The following is a 21,245-nucleotide window of genomic DNA, read 5'->3' on the forward strand; positions in this document are numbered from 1 at the left end:
GAGTTAGCCGGTGCTTCTTCTGTCGCTAACGTCAAGATRTGCAGCTATTAACTACACACCCTTCCTCACGACTGAAAGTACTTTACAACCCGAAGGCCTTCTTCATACACGCGGCATGGCTGCATCAGGCTTTCGCCCATTGTGCAATATTCCCCACTGCTGCCTCCCGTAGGAGTCTGGACCGTGTCTCAGTTCCAGTGTGGCTGATCATCCTCTCAGACCAGCTAGAGATCGTCGCCTTGGTGAGCTCTTACCCCACCAACTAGCTAATCTCACCTGGGCTAATCTTGACGCGAGAGGTCCGAAGATCCCCCTCTTTGGTCCGAAGACATTATGCGGTATTAGCTATCGTTTCCAATAGTTATCCCCCACATCAAGGCATATTCCCAGGCATTACTCACCCGTCCGCCGCTCGTCAGCAAATTAGCAAGCTAATTTCTGTTACCGCTCGACTTGCATGTGTTAGGCCTGCCGCCAGCGTTCAATCTGAGCCATGATCAAACTCTTCAATTAAAGTTTTTTGATACCTTTCAGCAGAAAGGATATCGACTCAATGATTAATACTGATTGTTACATAAAAGTAATTTTGTGTAGTCACTCAGTTCATTGATTATTTTGTTTGAATTCACTTCGAAAAGTAAAAGCAAACTAGTGATTATCAACTCACAAGTGCCCACACAGATTAATAGGTTTCAAATTGTTAAAGAGCTTTTCTTCTACTTTCAAAGCGTTTTCGCTTTTCTGTGAAGAGGATGGTCATTTTATCGATTTAAGCCTCAGTGTCAAGCACTTATTTGAAACTTAATTTCTAAACCATCTTACTAACTCTGATTGCTAACCCCTTATGGGATGGGCTCTCCGTGTCAGTGAGGTCGCATTATAGAGAGTTCGATCACATTGGCAAGGCTTTTATCTTATTATTATTAAATATCCATTTAAATGCACAAATAGGCATCAGTTCGCACATTTATCCCCCCACTTTACTACTGGAAATGTCTCATTATATGAATAAACCCTTTCAATCATCTTAAATAAAGCTAAGTCTATCTATTCTAAAATCCAATTAAATGATGATTTAGATCCATTCATTAAAAATACAAATGCTATATAAATGAAAAATCATTAACTGGTTACTTATTTATTAATCTTATATATTGTCTAGCCAATAGATAAATTACACCATAGTTACAACTATTCTTAGGATAAACTGGCATGAAGCTAAAAACACAATCTTATGTTCTCGCTACCATAATTTTATGCTCATTAATTATAATGACAGCTACTGGGCTGTGGACATTACGTATAGCAAGCACTCTTGATAATAAAGCGCGAGTGACTGAAATCTTTCAAACCACATATAACTTGATTAGCAATATGGAAGAAATGGTTAAACAAGGAAAGATTGAAGAAACAAAAGCAAAAGAACTTACTATTACTATCTTACGTAATAACATTTATAAAGATAATGAATACGTTTACGTAGCAGATGAGAATTTAATGTTTTTAGCCGCCCCTCTTGATCCTCAACTTCACGGAACTAGTTTCCATGAATTTCGAGACAGTGAAGGAAAAAGTGTTGGTCAAATATTAGATAATGCCATTTCTAAAAATCCAACAGGAATTGCAGAATACACTTGGTCTTTAAAAATGCCTGATGGCAGCATTGATAAAAAACTTTCTATCGCAGAAAAAACTCAGGACTGGAATTGGATTGTCGGAACAGGTATTGGCGAAACAGAAGTGAACGACCGCTTTTGGGCAACTGCTCAATGGCAATTTGGTTTAGCCTTCATCATTGCTAGTTTAATTTTCAGTATCCTAATGATATCGATGAAACGCATGATCTCATTACTTGGTGGAGAGCCTCATGATGTCCATGCAGCAATTCAAACGGTTGCAGCTGGTGAGATCGTAACTCAGTTTGAAACAAAAGCACCTGAAGGCAGTATTTACCAAGCGGTTCAAACCATGAATATCTCATTAGCTGATCTAGTTCAGCATCTAACTCAATCGATGTTAGCGTTAAAATCAGAACTATCAGATGTGCACTCACGAGCAGGTACAGTTAGCCAACTAACAGAGAACCAACACCAATCTACAGAAATGATAGCAACGGCAATTACTGAAATGGCGTCATCAGCCAACAATGTTGCTGAGTCAGCACAAGAAACAGCAATCAATACAGACGAAGCCGACAAACAAAGTGTTCGAACTCAAGATCTCATCAATGCTACTGTTTATAATATCGAGGGACTCGCTGAACAACTAAATACAGCTAGTACCGCTGTTGCTGAGCTAGATAGTGATGTTAATAGTATTGTTAAGGTTCTTGATGTCATTGGTGATATTGCAGAGCAAACAAACCTACTTGCTTTAAACGCCGCAATTGAAGCTGCTCGAGCAGGAGAGCAAGGACGTGGTTTTGCTGTGGTAGCAGATGAAGTACGTAACCTAGCAGGAAGAACCCAAGGCAGCACTAAAGAAATACAACAAATGATATCTAACTTACAGGAAGGATCTCGTAACGCTATTTCAACAATGGTGATTTGTGCTGAGACAAGTAAAAATACCGTTTCAGAATCTAAAAATGCGTCCGATGCTCTACAACAAATCGTTACCGCTCTTGAATCGATATCAAGTATGAGTCATCAAATTGCCAGTGCTTCTGAAGAACAGAAACACGTAAGTGAAGATATTACTCAACGAGTAAATATGATTGAAGAGAGTGGCCAACAGTTGGCAAATGTTGTTGCTGAGAGTAAAGAAAGCACTCATACCCTAACTGAATTAGCTGATGACTTAGAAACTTGGTTAAACAAGTTTCGAGTGAAAAACTAGTTAACCAACATTGAATGACAAATAGCACACCTCCTTGGTGTGCTTTTTTATAACTAAACATTTATAGCTAAACAAATGTAGTTTCTAAATAGCGATGACAAACCGGTTATTCAAATAGCTTCTATGTATGAAGATGGGCATCATTTTATTATTACCAAAACGAAAAAAGCCTCGTCATTTCTGACGAGGCTTTCGTGTATGGCTCCCTTTGCTGGACTTGAACCAGCGACATACGGATTAACAGTCCGGCGTTCTACCAACTGAACTAAAAGGGAACAGGTGTTGCGTCTCACTAGGAGAATTAATGGTGCCGACTACCGGAGTCGAACTGGTGACCTACTGATTACAAGTCAGTTGCTCTACCTACTGAGCTAAGTCGGCACACTAATTTTTTATTGCTCGTGTTAATAATGTACTAAGCACCAACAATCTAATATGGTGCCCGGAGGCGGAATCGAACCACCGACACGAGGATTTTCAATCCTCTGCTCTACCGACTGAGCTATCCGGGCAACGAGGTGTATTAGAATGCTTTTCGGCATTAAGGTCAACTAATAATTACAAAAAAAAGTTTGTTTGATGAAAATATGCACTGAATGCTTATTTTTATGACATTTCGTCAAACAAAACATTGATAGACAACACCAAACATCACTTTTTTTCGCAATTACTTAATTCTTATTAATCGCCATTAATGATAGAAAGTACTTATTTACAGCCCAAAAATATCAGTTAGCCAAGCTGCAGGGCTATTTTTCTTCTCACATTCAGTTTTATATTGACCGCTTTTATCCCAAATGGGTAATTTCACATTGCCAGTACAATCTGCTTCTAGTGTTTTATTACTTTCTAAATCAAAACCAGCAGTAGTGATCTTATTAGGCCATGGTAATTGATAGGCTTCTGGAGTTCTCATACTTAAATAATCAGCATAAACTCTTAACGCCCCACTAGAGCCTGTTAATTTCATCGGTTTATTATCATCCCGACCAAGCCAAGTGATCGCAACCTCTCTGCCATCAATACCGGCATACCAACTGTCTCGAGAATCATTACTGGTTCCTGTTTTACCGGCTAAGGCAGCCCAACTGTATTTACTATTCAAAAATCTAGCCGTTCCTTCACTTACCGTTTTTTTCATTCCATAAATCGTCAGCCACGTCGCTTGCTCAGGAACCACACGTGACGAGCGAGGGAAATTTTCATACAGTAATTCCCCGTCTGTATTTACAACGGCTTTTAACGCAGTTAAAGGTGACTTACGTCCGCCATTACCTAATGTTTGATACATTTGAGCCACTTGATATGGCGATAAACTAATAGAGCCCAGTAACATTGATGGAACCTGATTAATCTCCTGAGCATCAACACCCAACTGAACTAAAGTATCACTGACTTTACTCAGACCAACCATTAAACCTAAATTCACCGTTGGCACATTTAATGAACGAGAAAGCGCATAGTACAAAGGAACCTGTCCTCTAAATTTACGATCGTAATTTCTAGGTGTCCACGTTGTTCCTTTACTGCCTTTTAATGAAATTGGTTTATCATCTAATGTTGTGGCTAATGAATATTTTTCCGGATTTTCCAATGCAGATAAATAAATAGCAGGTTTAACTAAAGACCCAATTGGGCGCTTCGCATTAATTGCCCTATTAAATCCATCAAATCCTGTTCTACTGCCACCGATCATTGCTCGAATTTCACCACTTTGGCGATCCACTATCACCATAGCAGACTCTAATCCTTTACCTGCTCGTTTCTCTAACTGAGGCACTGTTCGCTCAATGGCTTTTTCTGCTTTTTGCTGCGATAACGGATCAAGTGTCGTGAATACTCGTAATCCTTCACCTCTTTGATAAGCCTCTCCCGCCTTCTCTTTTAACTCCCACTTTAGCTGCTGAAAATAAGCAGGTTGTCTGGTGGAAATACTTGCGCGCTTTTTAACATCCAATGGACGACTCGCTGCCATATCGTATTGGCGAGGAGAAAGTATTTCCTCTTGCATCATTAAGCGTAATACCAAATCACGACGATCTTTTACACGATCAGGAAAACGCATAGGATTGTAATACGATGGCCCCTTCACCATACCGACTAACATAGCCAATTGATCGATCCGTAACTCTTCAATTGGACGTCCGAAATAGACCTGAGCAGCCAATCCAAAACCATGAATAGCCTCTCCACCCGTTTGTCCTAGATAGACTTCATTTAGATAAGCTTCTAATATTCTGTCTTTGCTATAACGATAATCTAAAATCAGAGCAATATACGCTTCTCGAATTTTACGCCATAACGTTCTCTCACGAGATAGGAATAGGTTTTTCGCCAATTGCTGAGTTAACGTACTCCCGCCTTGGACTGTTCTTCCTGCTTTTGCATTCACTACAACCGCACGAGCAATCGCTAAAGGTGAAACGCCATCATGTTGATAAAAGTCTCTATCTTCTGTCGCTAATAGTGCATCAACCATAACTTCTGGAAATTGCTCTCTGCGTAAAAATAGACGTTGTTGATCGTCATCAGCATCCAGCATACCTAAAAATTGAGGTTCAATTTGTAAAAAGCCCATTTGCTTTTTCACTGTTCTGTTCTCAATCTTTTGTAAACCATCAGAGTTAAAGTACAACATCACATGACGATCTGGCTCAGGCCCTTGCTGAAACTCAAATGGGCGGCGGATTAATTCAATTTTTGTCGACGATGACGAATACTCTCCAGATCGCTGAGGTTGACGCACTTTCTGATATTTTAATAAATCTAACTCTCTCGTTACGGTTTGTAATCTAATATTCTGCCCTGGTGATAGCGTTAATACTCGGCTATAGACGACCGTTGGCAAGCTAAATAGCTGACCATCAAAGCGCTTCTTAACCACTGTATCTAAATAAATGCCCGCAATAAGTAAGATAGCAAGCATGACAAGGCTTAATTTAAAACCTAGTATCATTAACCCTTTCCAAAAAGGACGTGACGTTTGTACTTTTTTCTTACTCACTGATTTTCTTTTCGTTGGCGCTTTCTTCTTTGCGGTCGCCTTTTTAGGAGCTGCCTTTGCTGGTGCTTTTTTCTTTTCAGCCATGAGAGATCTTTTTTAGTTAGAGAATTAATTAAAGTGACGTTTTGTTTTTTTAGTCGCTTGATGAGTTGCAGGATCATCAGGCCAAATATGCTTTGGATAACGCCCTTTCATTTCTTTTTGTACTTCTTTATACGAACCTTGCCAAAAGCCCGCTAAATCACTGGTGGTTTGTAGTGGTCTTTGTGCTGGAGATAGCAATTCCATCACCAACTTCTTTTTTCCTTGAGCCAATAATGGAGTTTGAGCTTCGCCATACACCTCTTGCATTCTAATAGAAATCTTTGGTTCAGACTGTAACCCATAACGGATCTTTGCTTTTGTCCCTGTCGGTAATAAATAATGAGTAGGCAAATATTCATTAATACGTTTCATTTTATCCCAACCAACATACGCCTCTAATGCATCAATAATATTGAGGTTCTTAAGTTGTTTATCATTTTTGATGCCGTTCATAAATGGCAATAACCACAGTTCTGCACACTCAAGTAATTGCACCTCCTGCATAGGAGGAAGATCAACATCTGGAAGCCACTCTTCACAACAAATAAGACGAGAATGCAAAGCTTGCACTTCTTTATTCCAATCTAAAACCATCATCCCTTTACGCTTGAGCATACTAATCAATGCTAACGATATTTTGTCAGGATCAGGTGAACTCATCCGCTCTTTGTGAAGAATAATCTTTCCTAAATAGGTTCGTTTCTCGGCAAGCATTCTGCCCAATTTTTCATCCCAATCTACGTGCTCTTTTTCTGTTATCAAATGAGATGAAACATTCATTAAAGATGCTTTAGATAACGGTGCTGCAAGAAAAATGTAGCTGCGATTTTGACTGCCTTTTAATAAATCCACCACGACCAAACAATCACTTTGTGCTATCAATTCAACTTCATCAACTTGCACACCATGACCATTAGCTAATTGATACTGACCTAATGCGCCTTTTGCCATTGCTAATCTATCTGGAAAACCTGCAGCTAATACTTCACCAATAAGCTCAACCGAAGCCAACGCTTTATCTAATTTTACCGAAAGCAAATAGGCTAAACGCTGAACTCTTTGTTGATAATAATTCTGTTTTGGGTATCGACCCTCAAGAAATAACGAAAGATGGTGACTAAGATCTTTCGATGAAACTGATTTCGCAGCTTCTTCTATTATTGGTAGTGCATATAACGCAGTTTGTAAGTGTGCCGCTGATTGGGTACTCGCTTGCAATAGCACCGTAGCAAGACGAGGTTCTATGGCCAATTGTTGTGATTTCTCACCGACGACAGAAAGCTGAGCATGCTTCTCAATAAGCCCTAGCTGTGATAATAGGGTACGAGCTTGTTGAATATTTGCATTAGGCGGTGGAGTTAACCATTGAAGAGATTTAGGATCCGTCACTCCCCATTTTACCAATTCCAAAACTAAGGATGAAAGATCTGATGATTCTATCTCTGGTGTTTGAGCAGCGGCTTGTTGCTGATACTGAGACTCACTGTATAAACGAATACAGACTCCCGGCTCTAAACGCCCAGCACGGCCTTTTCTCTGTTCCGCAGAAGATTGCGCGATCCGTTTTTTTTCTAATTTCGTAATGCCTGTTTTGGCATCAAACGTGGCTTTTTGCTCATAACCACTATCAATGACAACTCGAATGCCTTCAATCGTTAAACTGGTTTCAGCCACATTGGTCGCTAATACAATTTTTCGTGTTCCCTTCAATGCAGGCTGCAACGCGTGTTGCTGCTTTTTCGCATCAAGTTGTCCATATAAAGGGGTAACTATTACTTCTGATGATAAATCCTTTAATCGCTCTTCAAGTTGCTTTATTTCACCCACTCCCGATAAAAACACAAGCATCGAGCCAGTTTCATTTAATAGCGCTCTACGAATTGCTTGTTCAGTCGCCTCAACGATTCGTTGGTTTGTTTTAAGAGGGCTATAAGACGTCGTCACCGGGAACATTCGCCCATCAGATTCAACATATGCTGCATTAGGAAGTAAATTTTGTAATGCCGTCTGATCTAATGTAGCCGACATCACCAACAACTTAAGATCATCTCTTAACGCTTCTTGTACTTCTAAAGCAAAAGCTAATGAGGTATCGGCATGAATACTTCGCTCATGATATTCATCAAAAATGAGTAACCCAATCCCTGTCAGTTCAGGATCAGATTGGATCATTCGAGTCATAACCCCTTCAGTGACAATTTCTAATCGTGTTTGAGCGCTAACTTTAGTCTCACCTTTGATCCGAAAGCCAACTTGCCCTCCCACCTTTTCTCCCAATTGAGATGCAAGATAGCTCGCAATATTTCGAGCCGCCAATCGTCTTGGTTCTAGCATGATAATTTTGCCGTCAATCACCTTCTCTTTTAATAGCATTAAAGGCAGGTGAGTTGACTTACCTGCCCCAGTCGATGCTTTTAAAATAAGCTGAGAATAGCGTTGTAATTTATCAATCAGTGATGGGATCACTCTTTCAATCGGTAACTGTGACAATGGGTTCGCCTTGTGGCATTATCTCGAATTAAACCATTGTACAAAAAAACAGTAGTTAAATGAAATTTGAACCTGAATTAGAATCTGGAATATTAATAAAACGCTATAAACGCTTTTTAACTGACATCAAATTACCAGATAACAGCGAACGAACTATCCATTGCGCAAATACCGGAGCAATGACTGGTTGCGCTGACACTGGCAACACGGTGTTTTTTTCAACATCCAGTAACCTAAAGCGTAAATACCCTAATAGTTGGGAGCTTAGCGTCACAGAAAATGCTCATACAATATGCGTTAATACCATTCGAGCAAATCAATTGGTCGTGGAAGCGATTAACAATAAGCAGATTGATGAGTTGAATGAGTACAACACACTCAAAACAGAAGTGAAATATGGTTCAGAAAACAGTCGTATTGATATTCTACTTAGTGAAGAATCTCTACCTGACTGCTATATTGAAGTAAAGAGCGTTACTTTATTAGGTAAGGAAGGTCAGGGTTATTTTCCTGACGCAGTGACCACTCGAGGACAAAAACACCTACGAGAACTGAATGAAATGGCACTAAATGGAAAAAAATCCGTTTTATTTTTCGCTGTTTTACATTCAGGTATTGAAAAAGTATCAATCGCACACCATATAGACCAACAATATAATTCTTTATTAATAGATGCGATTGAAAGTGGGGTTACGGTTCTCTGTTACCAAGCAGAGATGTCACCAAAAGAGATGAAGATCGTACGTAAGCTACCTTTTAGTATTTAGTTGCTTTAATAAGCAATCATTACATTCTTTTTAAGAAAAGTGCTACGTTCTTGCTACTAGATCTCAATTGGTGTATTCAATATTTGATTGCCCCTTTTCTTTCTGTTATAGATAGCGCCCTCATTGGCTAGTGAGAGTCAAAGACGTTTAGGAGAAGCTGTAATGCCTGAGAGCAATACAAAAAGAACGCTAGGTATTCTAGCTATCGCTGGTGTTGAACCTTACCAGGAAAAAACTGGTGAAGAGTACATGGGCCAAGCTCAAGTTGAACACTTTACTAAGATTCTAGAAGCTTGGCGTAATCAACTTAGGGACGAAGTTGAACGCACAGTAAATCACATGAAAGACGAAGCTGCGAACTTCCCAGATCCAGTAGATCGCGCAGCTCAAGAAGAAGAATTTAGTTTAGAACTGCGTAATCGTGATCGTGAACGCCGTCTAATTAAAAAAATTGAGAAAACACTAAACAAAATTGAAGACGAAGATTTCGGATTCTGTGATTCTTGTGGTGTTGAAATCGGTATTCGTCGCCTAGAAGCGCGCCCAACCGCTGACCTTTGTATTGACTGTAAAACACTTGCAGAAATCAAAGAAAAGCAAATGGCTGGCTAATACCAATCAAAATAATAAAAAGGGAGCACTGGCTCCCTTTTTTACGTTTATACAGTGATATACGATGACTACTCAATACATAGGTCGCTTTGCACCATCCCCATCAGGCCCATTGCATTTTGGCTCTCTTGTTGCCGCTTTAGGTAGTTACCTGCAAGCGAAATCACAGCAAGGTAAATGGTTGGTTCGTATTGAAGATTTAGATCCACCACGAGAAATCGCTGGAGCCTCTTCCTTAATCATCCAAACCTTAGAAGCTTATGGCTTTGAATGGGATGATGACATTGTTTACCAAAGCCAACGTCATGATATTTATCAGTCTCAAATTAACCAATGGGTTGATAAGGGTGATGCGTATTTTTGTCAATGTACTCGTAAACAAATCAAAGAAGATGGTGGGTTTTACTTAGGCCATTGTAAACATAAACACCTTTCAGAAAAAAATGCTTCTGTACGTTTAGTTATGCAGCACCCTGTTGAATCATTTTATGATATAAAGCATGGGACGATTCACATACCAACGCAGCTTGCTCAAGAAGACTTTATTATAAAACGTCGAGATGGCTTATTTGCCTATAACCTTGCCGTTGTATTGGATGATATTGACCAAGGCATTACTGAGGTGGTCCGTGGCGCTGATTTAATAGAACCTACGGGGCGTCAAATATCACTTTATCGTCAACTAAATGCAAGAGAAGTCAGTTATCTTCATTTACCACTTGCTGTTGATGAGTTAGGAAACAAATTATCCAAACAAAACTATGCGCCAGCTATTGATAACTCAAACCCAATACCAACGCTGCTTGAAGCCTTGAAGTTTTTAGGTTTTGTTTTACCAAGGGACATAGAAACCGTAACATTGAATGAAATTCTTCAATGGGCAATCAAAAATTGGCAACTAAAACAGCTTCCAACTGGGCTCGAGATCACTACCCCATTCTCAAAACCCACAATTTAAGCTATGATGCACGCCTATTTTTGACTGCTCACTTGAATATCGAGGTCATTATCTTTAATCAAGTTGCCCGTTTTTGTCGTAATTTACTCAAAAACAACAGTGATATTTGCTCTACAGAGGATTTGAAACTGAACGTAATCACACGCCAAGAACATAATATTTCACGTAAAGACCTAAGCGATAATGCGCTAAAAGTTCTTTACCGTTTAAGTAATGCTGGATACGACGCCTATCTCGTAGGTGGAGGTGTGCGCGACATTCTTCTAGGTCAAGAACCTAAAGATTTCGATATCGCAACCAACGCAACACCAGAGCAGATCAAAAAACTATTTAGAAACTGTCGATTGATTGGCCGAAGATTCCGTCTTGCTCACATTCTATTTGGCAGAGATGTCATTGAAGTCGCTACTTTTCGTGGTCACCACAAAGAAGAAGATGATGATAAATCTGAGAAGAAAAATATCTCAGCTCAGTCAAAAGAAGGCATGCTGTTACGTGATAATGTCTACGGGACTGTTGAAGAAGATGCTCAACGCCGTGACTTTACGATTAATGCGATGTATTACAATATTGCCGATTATTCAATCCACGATTACGCCAACGGTATTGAAGACTTAAACAATAAGATTGTTCGTTTAATTGGTGATCCTGAAACTCGTTATCGCGAAGATCCTGTTCGTATGCTTCGAGCAGTTCGTTTCGCAGCCAAATTAGACATGACTATTTGTGATAAAACAGCAGAACCTATGGTTGAGTTGTCTTCTTTATTACAAGATATTCCTGCCGCTCGCTTATTTGAAGAATCATTAAAATTATTGCAAGCAGGCAAAGGGCTCGATACTTATTACATGCTGCGTAAATTTAATTTATTTCAGCAACTGTTTCCTGCACTAACTCCTTACTTAACAGAAGAAGGGAATAGTTCAACAGAACAGATGATCGAATTAGTATTACGCTCAACAGATAAACGTATTAATAGTGGTAAACGAGTTAATCCAGCCTTCATGTTTGCTGCAATGCTTTGGTACCCATTAACAGTTAAAGCTCAAGAAATTCAAGATGAAAATCCAAAGTATGATCATTACGAATCCATCATGGAAGCGTCTAATATCATTCTTGATATCCAAGTGAAAAGTACCGCAATTCCACGCCGACTAACCGCGACAATTCGTGATGTTTGGCAGCTTCAATTGCGCTTACCTCGTCGCAATGGCAAAAGAGCATTTGTTCTTATTGACCAACAAAAATTCCGTGCAGCCTATGATTTCCTTGAAATGCGCGGAGCGGTAGAAGGTGGCGAAACAAAAGCACTTGCAGACTGGTGGACAGAATTTCAAGATGCACCTGCACCACATCGTAATAATATGATCCAAGCTCTACACGGTGGTCGCTCTACAGGGACACGCAAACGTCGTAGCCCATATCGTAAGAAAAAACGCACAAATAACGACTCATGATCAAAGTAATTATTGCGATTGGGAGTAATCTAGGCAACCCAGTGGAACAGGCTAATGTTGCTATTGAAGCACTCCATCATCTGCCTGACTGTAAAGTGACTGCAATTTCATCACTTTACAGTAGCTCTCCAATGGGTCCTCAAGATCAACCCGATTATATTAATGCGGTTGTTGAAATTGAAACTAACCTTGAACCATTAGACCTACTTGACCTCACTCAAAAAATTGAGCTTGAGCAAGGTCGTGTGCGTAAAGATGAACGTTGGGGACCAAGAACCCTAGACCTCGATATTATTTTATTTGGCGATCAAGTGATCGACAATGAGCGATTAACAGTGCCTCATTACGGCATGAAAGAACGTGAATTTGTTCTATATCCGCTCTCAGAAATTTATAACGATTTTACCTTTCCTGATGGCACAACACTTTCTCAACTACTCACAAAAGTAGATAGAAATGGCTTAACTATCTGGCAAGCGTAATCGCTTTTAGTAAGGATGTTTTATGAAAAAAATCTCTATTAATGACTTAATGAAATGGAAGCAAGAAGGTCGTAAGTTTGCAACAGTAACCGCTTATGATGCTAGCTTCTCTCAACTATTTGAACAGCAAGAAATGCCTGTTTTACTTGTTGGTGATTCATTAGGTATGGTTTTACAAGGTAAAAATGACACCTTACCTGTAACAACCGAAGAGATCGCTTACCATACTCGCTGTGTTCGTGCAGGGAGCCCAAATAGCTTAGTGATGGCTGATATGCCATTTATGAGCTATGCAACCCCTCAACAAGCCTGTGAGAACGCTGCTAAATTAATGCAAGCTGGCGCTAACATGGTAAAAATTGAAGGCGGTGAATGGATAGCAGAAACAATTAGTATCCTTGCTGAACGCGCAGTACCTGTTTGTGCACATCTTGGTTTAACCCCTCAATCAGTTAATATTTTTGGTGGTTTTAAAATCCAAGGTCGTGATCAAGAAAAAGCAGACCAAATGGTAAAAGATGCCCTAACGCTTGAAAAAGCTGGCGCTCAAATTATTTTACTAGAATGTGTTCCTGCCTCTCTTGCCGAGCGTATCACTAAAGCATGTACCGTTCCGGTAATTGGTATTGGTGCAGGTAACAGCACTGACGGTCAAATCTTAGTTATGCACGACATGTTCGGTATCTCTGCGAACTACATGCCTAAATTCTCTAAGAACTTCTTAGCTGAAACTGGCGACATGCGTACCGCTGTCACTAAATATATTCAAGATGTTGAGCAAGGGGTATTCCCAGCAGCTGAACATACATTTAATTAAGGGCCCGTAATGGACATTTTTGCTGATATTCTACCATTACGTGAACAAATTAAGACTTGGAAACGCGAAGGCAAACGTATTGCTTTTGTGCCTACCATGGGTAACTTACATGAAGGTCACCTTACGCTTGTTCGCACTGCACGTGAACACGCTGATATTGTTGTTGCTAGTATTTTTGTTAATCCTATGCAATTCAATAATAATGATGACCTAAACAACTACCCTCGCACTATTGATGAAGATATTGAAAAGCTAACTGCTGAAAAAGTAGATTTAGTTTTCACTCCAACACCTGAAATTATGTATCCAGAAGGATTAGATAAGCAGACTGTTGTCGATGTTCCTGTTATTTCAACTATCTTAGAAGGCGCGTCACGCCCTGGACACTTTAAAGGTGTTTCTACGGTAGTAAACAAACTGTTCAACATCGTTCAGCCTGATGTGGCTTGTTTTGGTGAGAAAGATTTTCAACAGCTTGCTCTTATCCGCCAGATGGTGATTGATATGGCATTAGACATTGAGATTGTAGGCGTTGCTACAGTACGTGAAGCTGATAGCTTAGCAATGAGCTCACGTAATAATCTTCTAACATTAAATGAACGTCAGCGAGCTCCCGTTCTAGCGCGTACAATGCGCTGGATCAGCAGCCAAATGCGTGGCGGACGTACTGATTATGAATCGTTAATTGAAGATGCTAGTGACCAGTTGCGTGCGGCTGATTTGCAACCTGATGAAATCTTCATTCGTGATGCAAGAACGCTTCAAGAACCAACAGAAGAAACAACTCAAGCTGTAATCTTAATGGCGGCCTTTCTTGGTCAGGTACGATTAATTGATAACTTGGTTGTTGAACTTCATATTGCAGCAAGCGAAGAAGAGACAGAAGAATAATTCTGATCCTACTACCATATTAAAAAAGGGCTGATGATTATGAATCATCAGCCCTTTTTTTAAGAGTTCTACTTTAGCTTCTTAAGCCGGTTCCCTTTGAGATTAAACGCAAAGCAATAGCATATAAAGCAAGAATGAAAATAGATAACACAGCAAAAGCGGTTCCAATTCCTACATCTGACACTCCTAAAAAGCCATAACGGAATGCGTTTACCATATAAACGATTGGGTTTAGCTTAGAAACCCCTTGCCAGAATTCAGGCAATAAATTAATCGAGTAAAACACGCCACCTAAATACGTTAATGGCGTTAAAATAAAGGTAGGGATAATACTAATGTCATCAAATGTTCTCGCGAACACCGCGTTAATTAATCCACCTAAAGAGAACACAATCGATGTCATTAATACTGTTAGCATAATGACACCAAGATGGGCTATTTGAATATCAACAAAAAATAGAGATACACAAGTAACCAAAGCACCCACTAATAAACCACGAACAACACCACCACCAACAAAACCAGCAATAATGATGTAGTTAGGCACAGGAGCAACTAATAGCTCTTCTATATTTTTTTGAAACTTGGCACTAAAGAATGAAGACGCGACATTAGAATAAGAGTTAGTGATAACAGACATCATGATCAAGCCTGGAACAATATATTCCATATAGCTAAAGCCACTCATTTCCCCAATGCGAGAACCAATCAAGTTACCAAAAATAATAAAATAAAGAGTCATTGTGATCGCAGGTGGTACTAGGGTTTGTACCCAAATACGAGTAAATCGATTTATCTCTTTAGATATAAGGCTTTTAAATGCCGTCCAATATAAGTTCATCATTATTTAGCTTCTCCACTACGGACGATACTGACAAATAGCTCTTCTAATCTATTCGCTTTATTTCTCATAGAAAGTACGTTAACGCCTTGATGATTTAGTTGCTCAAAAAGATAATTTAATCCTTGAGATTTATCGATTTCAACCTCTATAGATCCTTCTTTACTGCTTGTTATTTTCGCGCCTTCCAGTAGAGGAATAGGACTACCTTCCGCTAAATCTAAAATAAAGGTCTCAACTTGAAGTTTATTAAGCAGCAGTTTCATTGAGGTATTTTCAATGACTTCACCTTTATTAATAATACCGATATTCCGACATAGCATTTCTGCTTCTTCAAGATAATGCGTAGTAAGAATAATAGTGACACCTTGTTCGTTGATCTGCTTTAAAAATTCCCACATAGAACGACGCAGTTCAATATCAACACCGGCGGTTGGTTCATCAAGAATTAATAGCTTTGGCTCATGCATTAATGCGCGAGCAATCATTAAACGACGTTTCATGCCACCAGATAAATTACGTGCTCGCTCATCTTTCTTATCCCAAAGATCAAGCTGCGATAAGTATTTTTTAGCTCGTTCTTTAGCAAGAGTTCGAGATACACCGTAATAACCAGCTTGTTGGATAACTATCTGCTGCACGGTTTCAAATGGATTAAAATTAAACTCTTGAGGTACTAATCCAATCTGTTGCTTTGCTTGAACCAGGTGAGTATCGATATCATAACCAAACACCTTAACTCGGCCAGAGGTTTTATTCACAAGTGAACTGATAACGCCAATCGTCGTTGATTTACCCGCTCCATTTGGTCCTAACAAGGCATAAAAATCACCTTGTTCAACCGTTAAATCTACGCCCTTTAGAGCTTCAAAGCCCCCAGCATAGGTTTTTCTTAATTGTTCTATTTCTAATGCGTACATATATTTACCCAGCACCTAGATTAAGCATCTATTAATAACAACTAGCTTATCGTTGAATGACGATTAAAGCAAATTTGAAAAACAGTAAGCCAATAAAAAACCGCAGAGTTTGTCACTCTGCGGCTTAACTTATACCTATTGAATTAATGAGTTACTCTTCACTAGGCGAAACGTATTTAATCGCAGATTTAAGTGCCTCATAACGAAATTTAAACGTATTCTCATCAGGAACTAAGTCCGTCACATGAAACTTCTCTAGTTGCTCTCTTGTTTGCTTATTTGGGCACAGTAAATACACTTTACAATTGGCATCCAATGCATCATTAATCGCATTCTCTAACGCTAATCCTACCGTGACATCAATCATAGGGACATCGGTTAAATCTAGAATCATCACTTCATAATCAGAAATACTTGTATGCTGACGAGAGATCGCTTTTGAGACACTGAAGATCATTGGGCCAGATAAGTAGAAGAACAACACTTTTCCATTCGCTTTATCCAACAAACCTCTTTCACTCTCAGTAAGAGGCACGTCATCTTCATCAGCATCACTAATCGCTTTGACTTGGCGAGCTTGCTCACGACTTAAACGTTCAATAATAATGATATTTGAAATAAAGACACCAAGACCAACCGCGACAATTAGATCAACAAACACAGTCAATAACATTACGCCATACATAATGGCCATGCCCTGAACGCTCACTTTATGCGCGCGTTGAATAAAACTCCAATCAAGAATATTAAAACCAACATAAACAGCAATACCGGCAAGTACCGCCATAGGGATAGGTTCTGTCAGTCCTCCAGCGACTAATACCACTAGAGCTAGTACTGCAGCTCTAAACACACCAGACAAAGGCGATCGCGCCCCCACTTGAATATTCGTTACCGTTCCCATAGTGGCACCCGCACCAGGTAGCGCACCAAATAGACCCGAGATCATATTTGCCAACCCTTGGCCTCTAAGCTCTTTGTCTGAGTCATGCTCTTTACGTGTTAAGGAATCTCCGATAACCGCTGTTAATAGTGTATCAATACAACCTAATGTACCTAGTACCAATGCGTCGATTACCATTGTCATAAACATATCGCTATTAATCGTAGGAATAACGATAGAAGGTAAACCTGCGGGGATCTCTCCAATCCGGCGAATAGAGTCCATATCAAAAATGATGACAGAAATGAGGGTTACCGCCACTAAAGCAACTAATTGCGCTGGCACATATTTACGATAATGTTGGGGAAAAAGAAACAGAACAGCCAGAGTCAGTAAGCCCAGAAATAGTTCTTTAATATCTAGGTTACTCAACGTATCAGGTAAGGCGCTGAGCGTGCCTATTACGCCCCCAGATGGTGCTGCATGGCCCAGTAAAGGTGAGAGCTGCAAGATAATAAGAATAACGCCAATCCCAGACATAAAGCCTGAAATAACACTGTAAGGCATTAAGGTAATGTATTTACCTAGTTTTAATGTACCCAATAGAATTTGAAAAGCTCCAGCCATCATCACAACGGTAAAGGTCATTGCAATTCCAGTCTCAGGGTATTTAGCAACCATACTCGTTAAGACCGCGGTCATAATGACCGTCATTGGCCCGGTAGGCTCAGAGATAAGTGTTGAAGAGCCACCAAATAGGGAAGCGAACAGCCCTACCATGATAGCTCCCCAAAGACCCGCTTCTGCCCCTGCTCCCGAAGCAACACCAAAGGCTAATGCTAAGGGTAGTGATATGATGGCTGTTGTTACCCCACCAAAAAGATCACCTTTTAAATTTATGTTTTCAAATCGTTGCCCAAACACCGTTAGCTCCTTGCTATACACATTGACTTCAGTAATTTAACAAATGTTATTCTTCTCTCATAACAGTTAATTAGAACTAATCACTTCTGCTTATGTCTTATCTATCTAGTTCATGTTTCAAATCCTACTTTTAAAAGCATCTACTCGTCAGATGAGTACTTTTAACGCTAATTTTTAGCAGATTGAAATTGTAACATTGTGTATAGTAAATAGACCTGTTGACGTTTTTAACAGAAAGAAGTTTAGGGAATACCCTACCTTCTTATGCATTTAAGGGATGAAAAATTTAAAATGCCAGAAATTAAAGAGCTTTTTGAAAACAATTCTAAATGGGCAAAATCAATTAAAGCGGGACGCCCTGAATACTTTTCTCAGCTTGAGGAAGGGCAAAATCCTGGGTTTTTATGGATTGGTTGCTCTGACAGTCGAGTTCCTGCTGAACGTTTAACAGGGCTTCATTCAGGCGAATTATTTGTTCACCGTAATGTCGCCAATCAAGTTATTCATACCGACTTAAATTGCTTATCCGTATTACAATATGCCGTCGACGTATTAAAAATCAAACATATCATCGTTTGCGGCCATTACGGTTGTGGTGGTGTAAATGCTGCCATTGATAATCCCCCATTAGGGTTAATCAATAACTGGCTGCTGCACATTCGTGATTTATACCTAAAGCATCGTACTGTATTTGGTAGTTTACCTCGTGAGAAATGGGGCGATAAATTATGTGAAATCAATGTCGCAGAACAAGTATATAACGTAGGTAATTCAACCGTAATGCAAACCGCGTGGGAGCGAGGACAAGACGTTCAAGTTCACGGTGTTGTTTATGGTATGGGTGATGGTGTTTTGAATAATCTTGGTGTTAAAGGCCACAGCCGAGAATCATTAGAGATCTCATATCAAGCCGCAATGTCTGTTATAACACAGACTACTGGTGAAAAATAAAAGGGCAATAACACCCCTTTATTATAAAAATATAGCCAGAGAAAAATTCACCTCTACTTTCTCTGGCTTAATATTACGTTGCTATTCTCAAACGGACGAGTCGACGAAGATGACGAATTTGGCGTTCAGTCTTGATTGCCGGAACCTCAAGATCACTGATTGTTCGACCATCAATATGCAAACCAATATCTTTAAGTAGATATTCATTTCCCCATGGGATCTCATACTGAACTTTACGTACTTTCCGCTTCCATTCGCGCTCTTCTCGAGCAAAATCGGCTTTAATTAATAAAGTAGCTAAACGTAGATATAGTGAATGACGCATAATATTTCTCCAATAGATTAAGCTGAGAAATAGAGCGACTAATAGTATAAAGATAGGAAGTTCCCTTCTTAGGTAGCCGCAATATTCGCAGCCAAAGAAGGTTACGAATTAATTAATCGTTTCGATCGTTAATGGGTGTAAACGACATAGTGGTGGCGCAACACATTTTGTATGAATGAATAACTGTCATGTTGACCTCCTAAAACTTAAAATTAATTCTTTAAATGGGTAAGTTGTAAAATTTATTTACGGTTAAATTGTAACCACTACAGGTTAATAATCAAGCACAAATATGCAACATAAAAAAAACAAAACAAAAACCCAGTAACACTCGAACTAGATCGCCATACACTACGTAGATATATTAGATTTATAATATAACACCGAACTTTAAGCTATATTATATAAGTGATAGATATAACAATAATAAAAAAGCCGAAGACACAAATGCATCTTCGACTTTTTATATTTAAAATAACCTAGTTACTTTAAATTACTGTAATTCAATATTGATATTACTCTTGTGGTACCACTTTACCAATATAAGGTAAATTACGGTATTTTTGAGCGTAATCAATACCCACACCCACAACGAATTCATCAGGTATAGAAAAACCAATCCAATCCACTTTAACATCAACTTCACGTCGAGAAGGCTTATCAAGCAGTGTACAAATCGTAATTGAGTTTGGCTCACGAATAGATAAGATTTCGCAGACTTTACTTAGTGTATTACCCGTATCGATAATGTCTTCCACTAATAAGATGTCTTTGCCTTTTATATCATCATCAAGATCTTTCAAAATACGAACATCACGCGTACTTTCCATACTGTTGCCATAACTTGATGCTGTCATGAAATCAACGGTCATTGGTGCTTCAATAGCGCGAGCTAAATCGGCCATAAATACAAACGAACCGCGTAGTAAACCAACCATAACTAGACCATCAGACTCTTTATAGTGTTCTGCAATCTGCTGCCCTAATTCTTTAACGCGTTGGCTAACCTCTTGCTCAGAGATCATTACTTCTACTGTATGTTTCATACCATCTCACTTAATTCATTGAACCTACCGACGGTAGGGTTTAGACCTATACAGTTTACAACAAAAACTACAAATAAAATGCGTTCAATTACAAAAGTTTTTTATACTACTTTGTGATTAACTCACAATACTTTATAAAACAGATACTGTTAAAATAAGTTTATACGGTAAATAATTGCAATTTCTAAAAATAACCTTTAACTCCGTCATATTTTTAATTGATTTGGTGAATAGTTGTTGAATATATAAGCAGCCTTATGTAAGGTTATTGAGAATAATAATAATAAAACCCTATAAAAAATAATAATTTGTTGGCAAGGATATAATAAAATGGATACGATCCAAAAAAGGCCTAGAACAAGGCTATCTCCAGAAAAGCGTAAAGAACAACTGCTTGATATTGCAATCGAGGTATTTTCACAACGTGGTATTGGCCGTGGCGGTCATGCTGATGTTGCAGAAATCGCGCAAGTATCGGTCGCAACGGTTTTTAATTACTTCCCAACAAGAGAAGATCTTGTTGATGATGTATTGAATAAAGTTGAAGAGCAGTTCCACCAATTTGTACAAAACTCAATTTCTCTAGAACTTGATGTCCGTACAAACCTTAACACCCTTTTAATGAACATTATTGATTCAGTTCATTCTGACAATAAATGGATTAAAGTTTGGTTTGAATGGAGTACATCAACACGCGAAGAAGTGTGGCCTTTATTCTTAAGTACTCATGTGAATAATCAAAAGATCATTCGTACTATGTTTGCTGAAGGTATTGAGCGAAATGAAGTATGTAACGATCATACTCCTGAGAACTTAGCAAAAATGCTTCATGGCATTTGCTACTCCGTTTTCATTCAAGCGAATCGAAGTAATTCTCCTGAAGAGTTAGAAGAAACGGCAAATTGTTTCTTAAACATGCTGTGTATTTATAAATAATATTCAGAATAAAATTCAG

17 protein-coding genes, 3 tRNA genes and 1 rRNA gene are annotated in these 21,245 nt (G+C 39.1%); 10 read left to right on the forward strand and 11 right to left on the reverse strand.

Annotation, left to right across the window (positions count from 1 at the left end):
* Window positions 1–513, reverse strand: a 16S ribosomal RNA gene (locus tag ED622_RS09385); the annotation flags it as partial.
* A gap of 699 nt (window positions 514–1,212) precedes the next feature.
* Between ED622_RS09385 and ED622_RS09390 the strand changes: the two genes are divergently transcribed.
* A complete protein-coding gene (locus ED622_RS09390; RefSeq protein WP_122033637.1) occupies window positions 1,213–2,838 on the forward strand; it encodes a methyl-accepting chemotaxis protein in 1,626 nt (541 codons plus the stop codon).
* Between the two features lie 199 nt (window positions 2,839–3,037).
* On the opposite strand, the gene ED622_RS09395 is transcribed toward ED622_RS09390, so the two are convergent.
* The 5 genes from ED622_RS09395 to hrpB form a co-directional block, all read right to left on the reverse strand.
* Window positions 3,038–3,113 (reverse strand) — tRNA-Asn (locus ED622_RS09395).
* A gap of 30 nt (window positions 3,114–3,143) precedes the next feature.
* Window positions 3,144–3,219: transfer RNA gene (locus ED622_RS09400), tRNA-Thr, on the reverse strand.
* A 55-nt stretch (window positions 3,220–3,274) separates the two neighbouring features.
* A tRNA-Phe gene (locus ED622_RS09405) sits at window positions 3,275–3,350 on the reverse strand.
* A 200-nt stretch (window positions 3,351–3,550) separates the two neighbouring features.
* Window positions 3,551–5,926, reverse strand: coding sequence for a penicillin-binding protein 1B (gene mrcB, locus ED622_RS09410; RefSeq protein ID WP_122033638.1), 2,376 nt, complete (start codon window positions 5,924–5,926; stop codon window positions 3,551–3,553).
* Window positions 5,927–5,950: 24 nt separating this feature from the next.
* Window positions 5,951–8,416 (reverse strand): ATP-dependent helicase HrpB, encoded by a 2,466-nt coding sequence (gene hrpB, locus ED622_RS09415; RefSeq protein ID WP_122033639.1) that lies wholly within the window; start codon window positions 8,414–8,416, stop codon window positions 5,951–5,953.
* Window positions 8,417–8,475: 59 nt separating this feature from the next.
* On the opposite strand from hrpB, the gene sfsA reads away from it, so the two are divergent.
* The 7 genes from sfsA to panC all read left to right on the forward strand — a co-directional run bounded on the left by sfsA (window position 8,476) and on the right by panC (window position 14,400).
* Complete coding sequence (gene sfsA, locus ED622_RS09420; RefSeq protein ID WP_122033640.1) at window positions 8,476–9,183, forward strand: DNA/RNA nuclease SfsA; 708 nt, start codon at window positions 8,476–8,478, stop codon at window positions 9,181–9,183.
* Window positions 9,184–9,345: 162 nt separating this feature from the next.
* The gene (gene dksA, locus ED622_RS09425; RefSeq protein WP_122033641.1) at window positions 9,346–9,795 is read left to right on the forward strand and encodes an RNA polymerase-binding protein DksA; all 450 of its coding nucleotides are present in this window, start codon (window positions 9,346–9,348) and stop codon (window positions 9,793–9,795) included.
* Window positions 9,796–9,859: 64 nt separating this feature from the next.
* The gene (gene gluQRS / locus ED622_RS09430) at window positions 9,860–10,753 is read left to right on the forward strand and encodes a tRNA glutamyl-Q(34) synthetase GluQRS (RefSeq protein WP_122033642.1); all 894 of its coding nucleotides are present in this window, start codon (window positions 9,860–9,862) and stop codon (window positions 10,751–10,753) included.
* Between the two features lie 50 nt (window positions 10,754–10,803).
* On the forward strand, window positions 10,804–12,210 hold the full coding sequence (gene pcnB, locus ED622_RS09435) for a polynucleotide adenylyltransferase PcnB (protein ID WP_371413435.1): 1,407 nt from the start codon (window positions 10,804–10,806) through the stop codon (window positions 12,208–12,210).
* Window positions 12,207–12,692 carry a 2-amino-4-hydroxy-6-hydroxymethyldihydropteridine diphosphokinase gene (folK, locus tag ED622_RS09440; RefSeq protein WP_045101222.1) on the forward strand — a complete coding sequence of 162 codons (486 nt, stop codon included), beginning with the start codon at window positions 12,207–12,209 and terminating at the stop codon, window positions 12,690–12,692. Before pcnB ends, folK begins: the two co-directional genes overlap by 4 nt.
* Window positions 12,693–12,714: 22 nt before the next feature.
* Window positions 12,715–13,509 carry a 3-methyl-2-oxobutanoate hydroxymethyltransferase gene (panB, locus tag ED622_RS09445; RefSeq protein WP_045101221.1) on the forward strand — a complete coding sequence of 265 codons (795 nt, stop codon included), beginning with the start codon at window positions 12,715–12,717 and terminating at the stop codon, window positions 13,507–13,509.
* Window positions 13,510–13,518: 9 nt separating this feature from the next.
* Window positions 13,519–14,400: a pantoate--beta-alanine ligase gene (gene panC / locus ED622_RS09450; RefSeq protein WP_045101220.1), complete on the forward strand. Its 882-nt coding sequence runs from the start codon at window positions 13,519–13,521 to the stop codon at window positions 14,398–14,400.
* A gap of 73 nt (window positions 14,401–14,473) precedes the next feature.
* On the opposite strand, the gene ED622_RS09455 is transcribed toward panC, so the two are convergent.
* From ED622_RS09455 to ED622_RS09465, 3 genes are all read right to left on the reverse strand, one after another.
* Complete coding sequence (locus ED622_RS09455) at window positions 14,474–15,244, reverse strand: ABC transporter permease (protein WP_061005759.1); 771 nt, start codon at window positions 15,242–15,244, stop codon at window positions 14,474–14,476.
* Window positions 15,244–16,161: an ABC transporter ATP-binding protein gene (locus ED622_RS09460; protein WP_122033643.1), complete on the reverse strand. Its 918-nt coding sequence runs from the start codon at window positions 16,159–16,161 to the stop codon at window positions 15,244–15,246. Before ED622_RS09460 ends, ED622_RS09455 begins: the two co-directional genes overlap by 1 nt.
* Before the next feature lie 151 nt (window positions 16,162–16,312).
* Window positions 16,313–17,968 carry a SulP family inorganic anion transporter gene (locus ED622_RS09465; protein ID WP_122033644.1) on the reverse strand — a complete coding sequence of 552 codons (1,656 nt, stop codon included), beginning with the start codon at window positions 17,966–17,968 and terminating at the stop codon, window positions 16,313–16,315.
* A gap of 291 nt (window positions 17,969–18,259) precedes the next feature.
* Here ED622_RS09465 and can point away from each other — a divergent pair, with 291 nt between their 5' ends.
* Window positions 18,260–18,919, forward strand: a complete 660-nt coding sequence (gene can / locus ED622_RS09470; protein ID WP_162922495.1) for a carbonate dehydratase — start codon at window positions 18,260–18,262, stop codon at window positions 18,917–18,919.
* A gap of 73 nt (window positions 18,920–18,992) precedes the next feature.
* Here can and ED622_RS09475 read toward each other — a convergent pair whose 3' ends face one another.
* The gene (locus ED622_RS09475) at window positions 18,993–19,244 is read right to left on the reverse strand and encodes a DUF1127 domain-containing protein (protein WP_122033646.1); all 252 of its coding nucleotides are present in this window, start codon (window positions 19,242–19,244) and stop codon (window positions 18,993–18,995) included.
* A 515-nt stretch (window positions 19,245–19,759) separates the two neighbouring features.
* On the reverse strand, window positions 19,760–20,290 hold the full coding sequence (hpt, locus tag ED622_RS09480; protein WP_122033647.1) for a hypoxanthine phosphoribosyltransferase: 531 nt from the start codon (window positions 20,288–20,290) through the stop codon (window positions 19,760–19,762).
* A 330-nt stretch (window positions 20,291–20,620) separates the two neighbouring features.
* On the opposite strand from hpt, the gene ED622_RS09485 reads away from it, so the two are divergent.
* Window positions 20,621–21,226, forward strand: a complete 606-nt coding sequence (locus ED622_RS09485) for a TetR/AcrR family transcriptional regulator (protein WP_122033648.1) — start codon at window positions 20,621–20,623, stop codon at window positions 21,224–21,226.
* The last annotated feature ends 19 nt before the right edge of the window (window positions 21,227–21,245 follow it).

This window comes from Aliivibrio sp. EL58 (assembly GCF_900312675.1).
GTDB lineage: Bacteria > Pseudomonadota > Gammaproteobacteria > Enterobacterales > Vibrionaceae > Aliivibrio.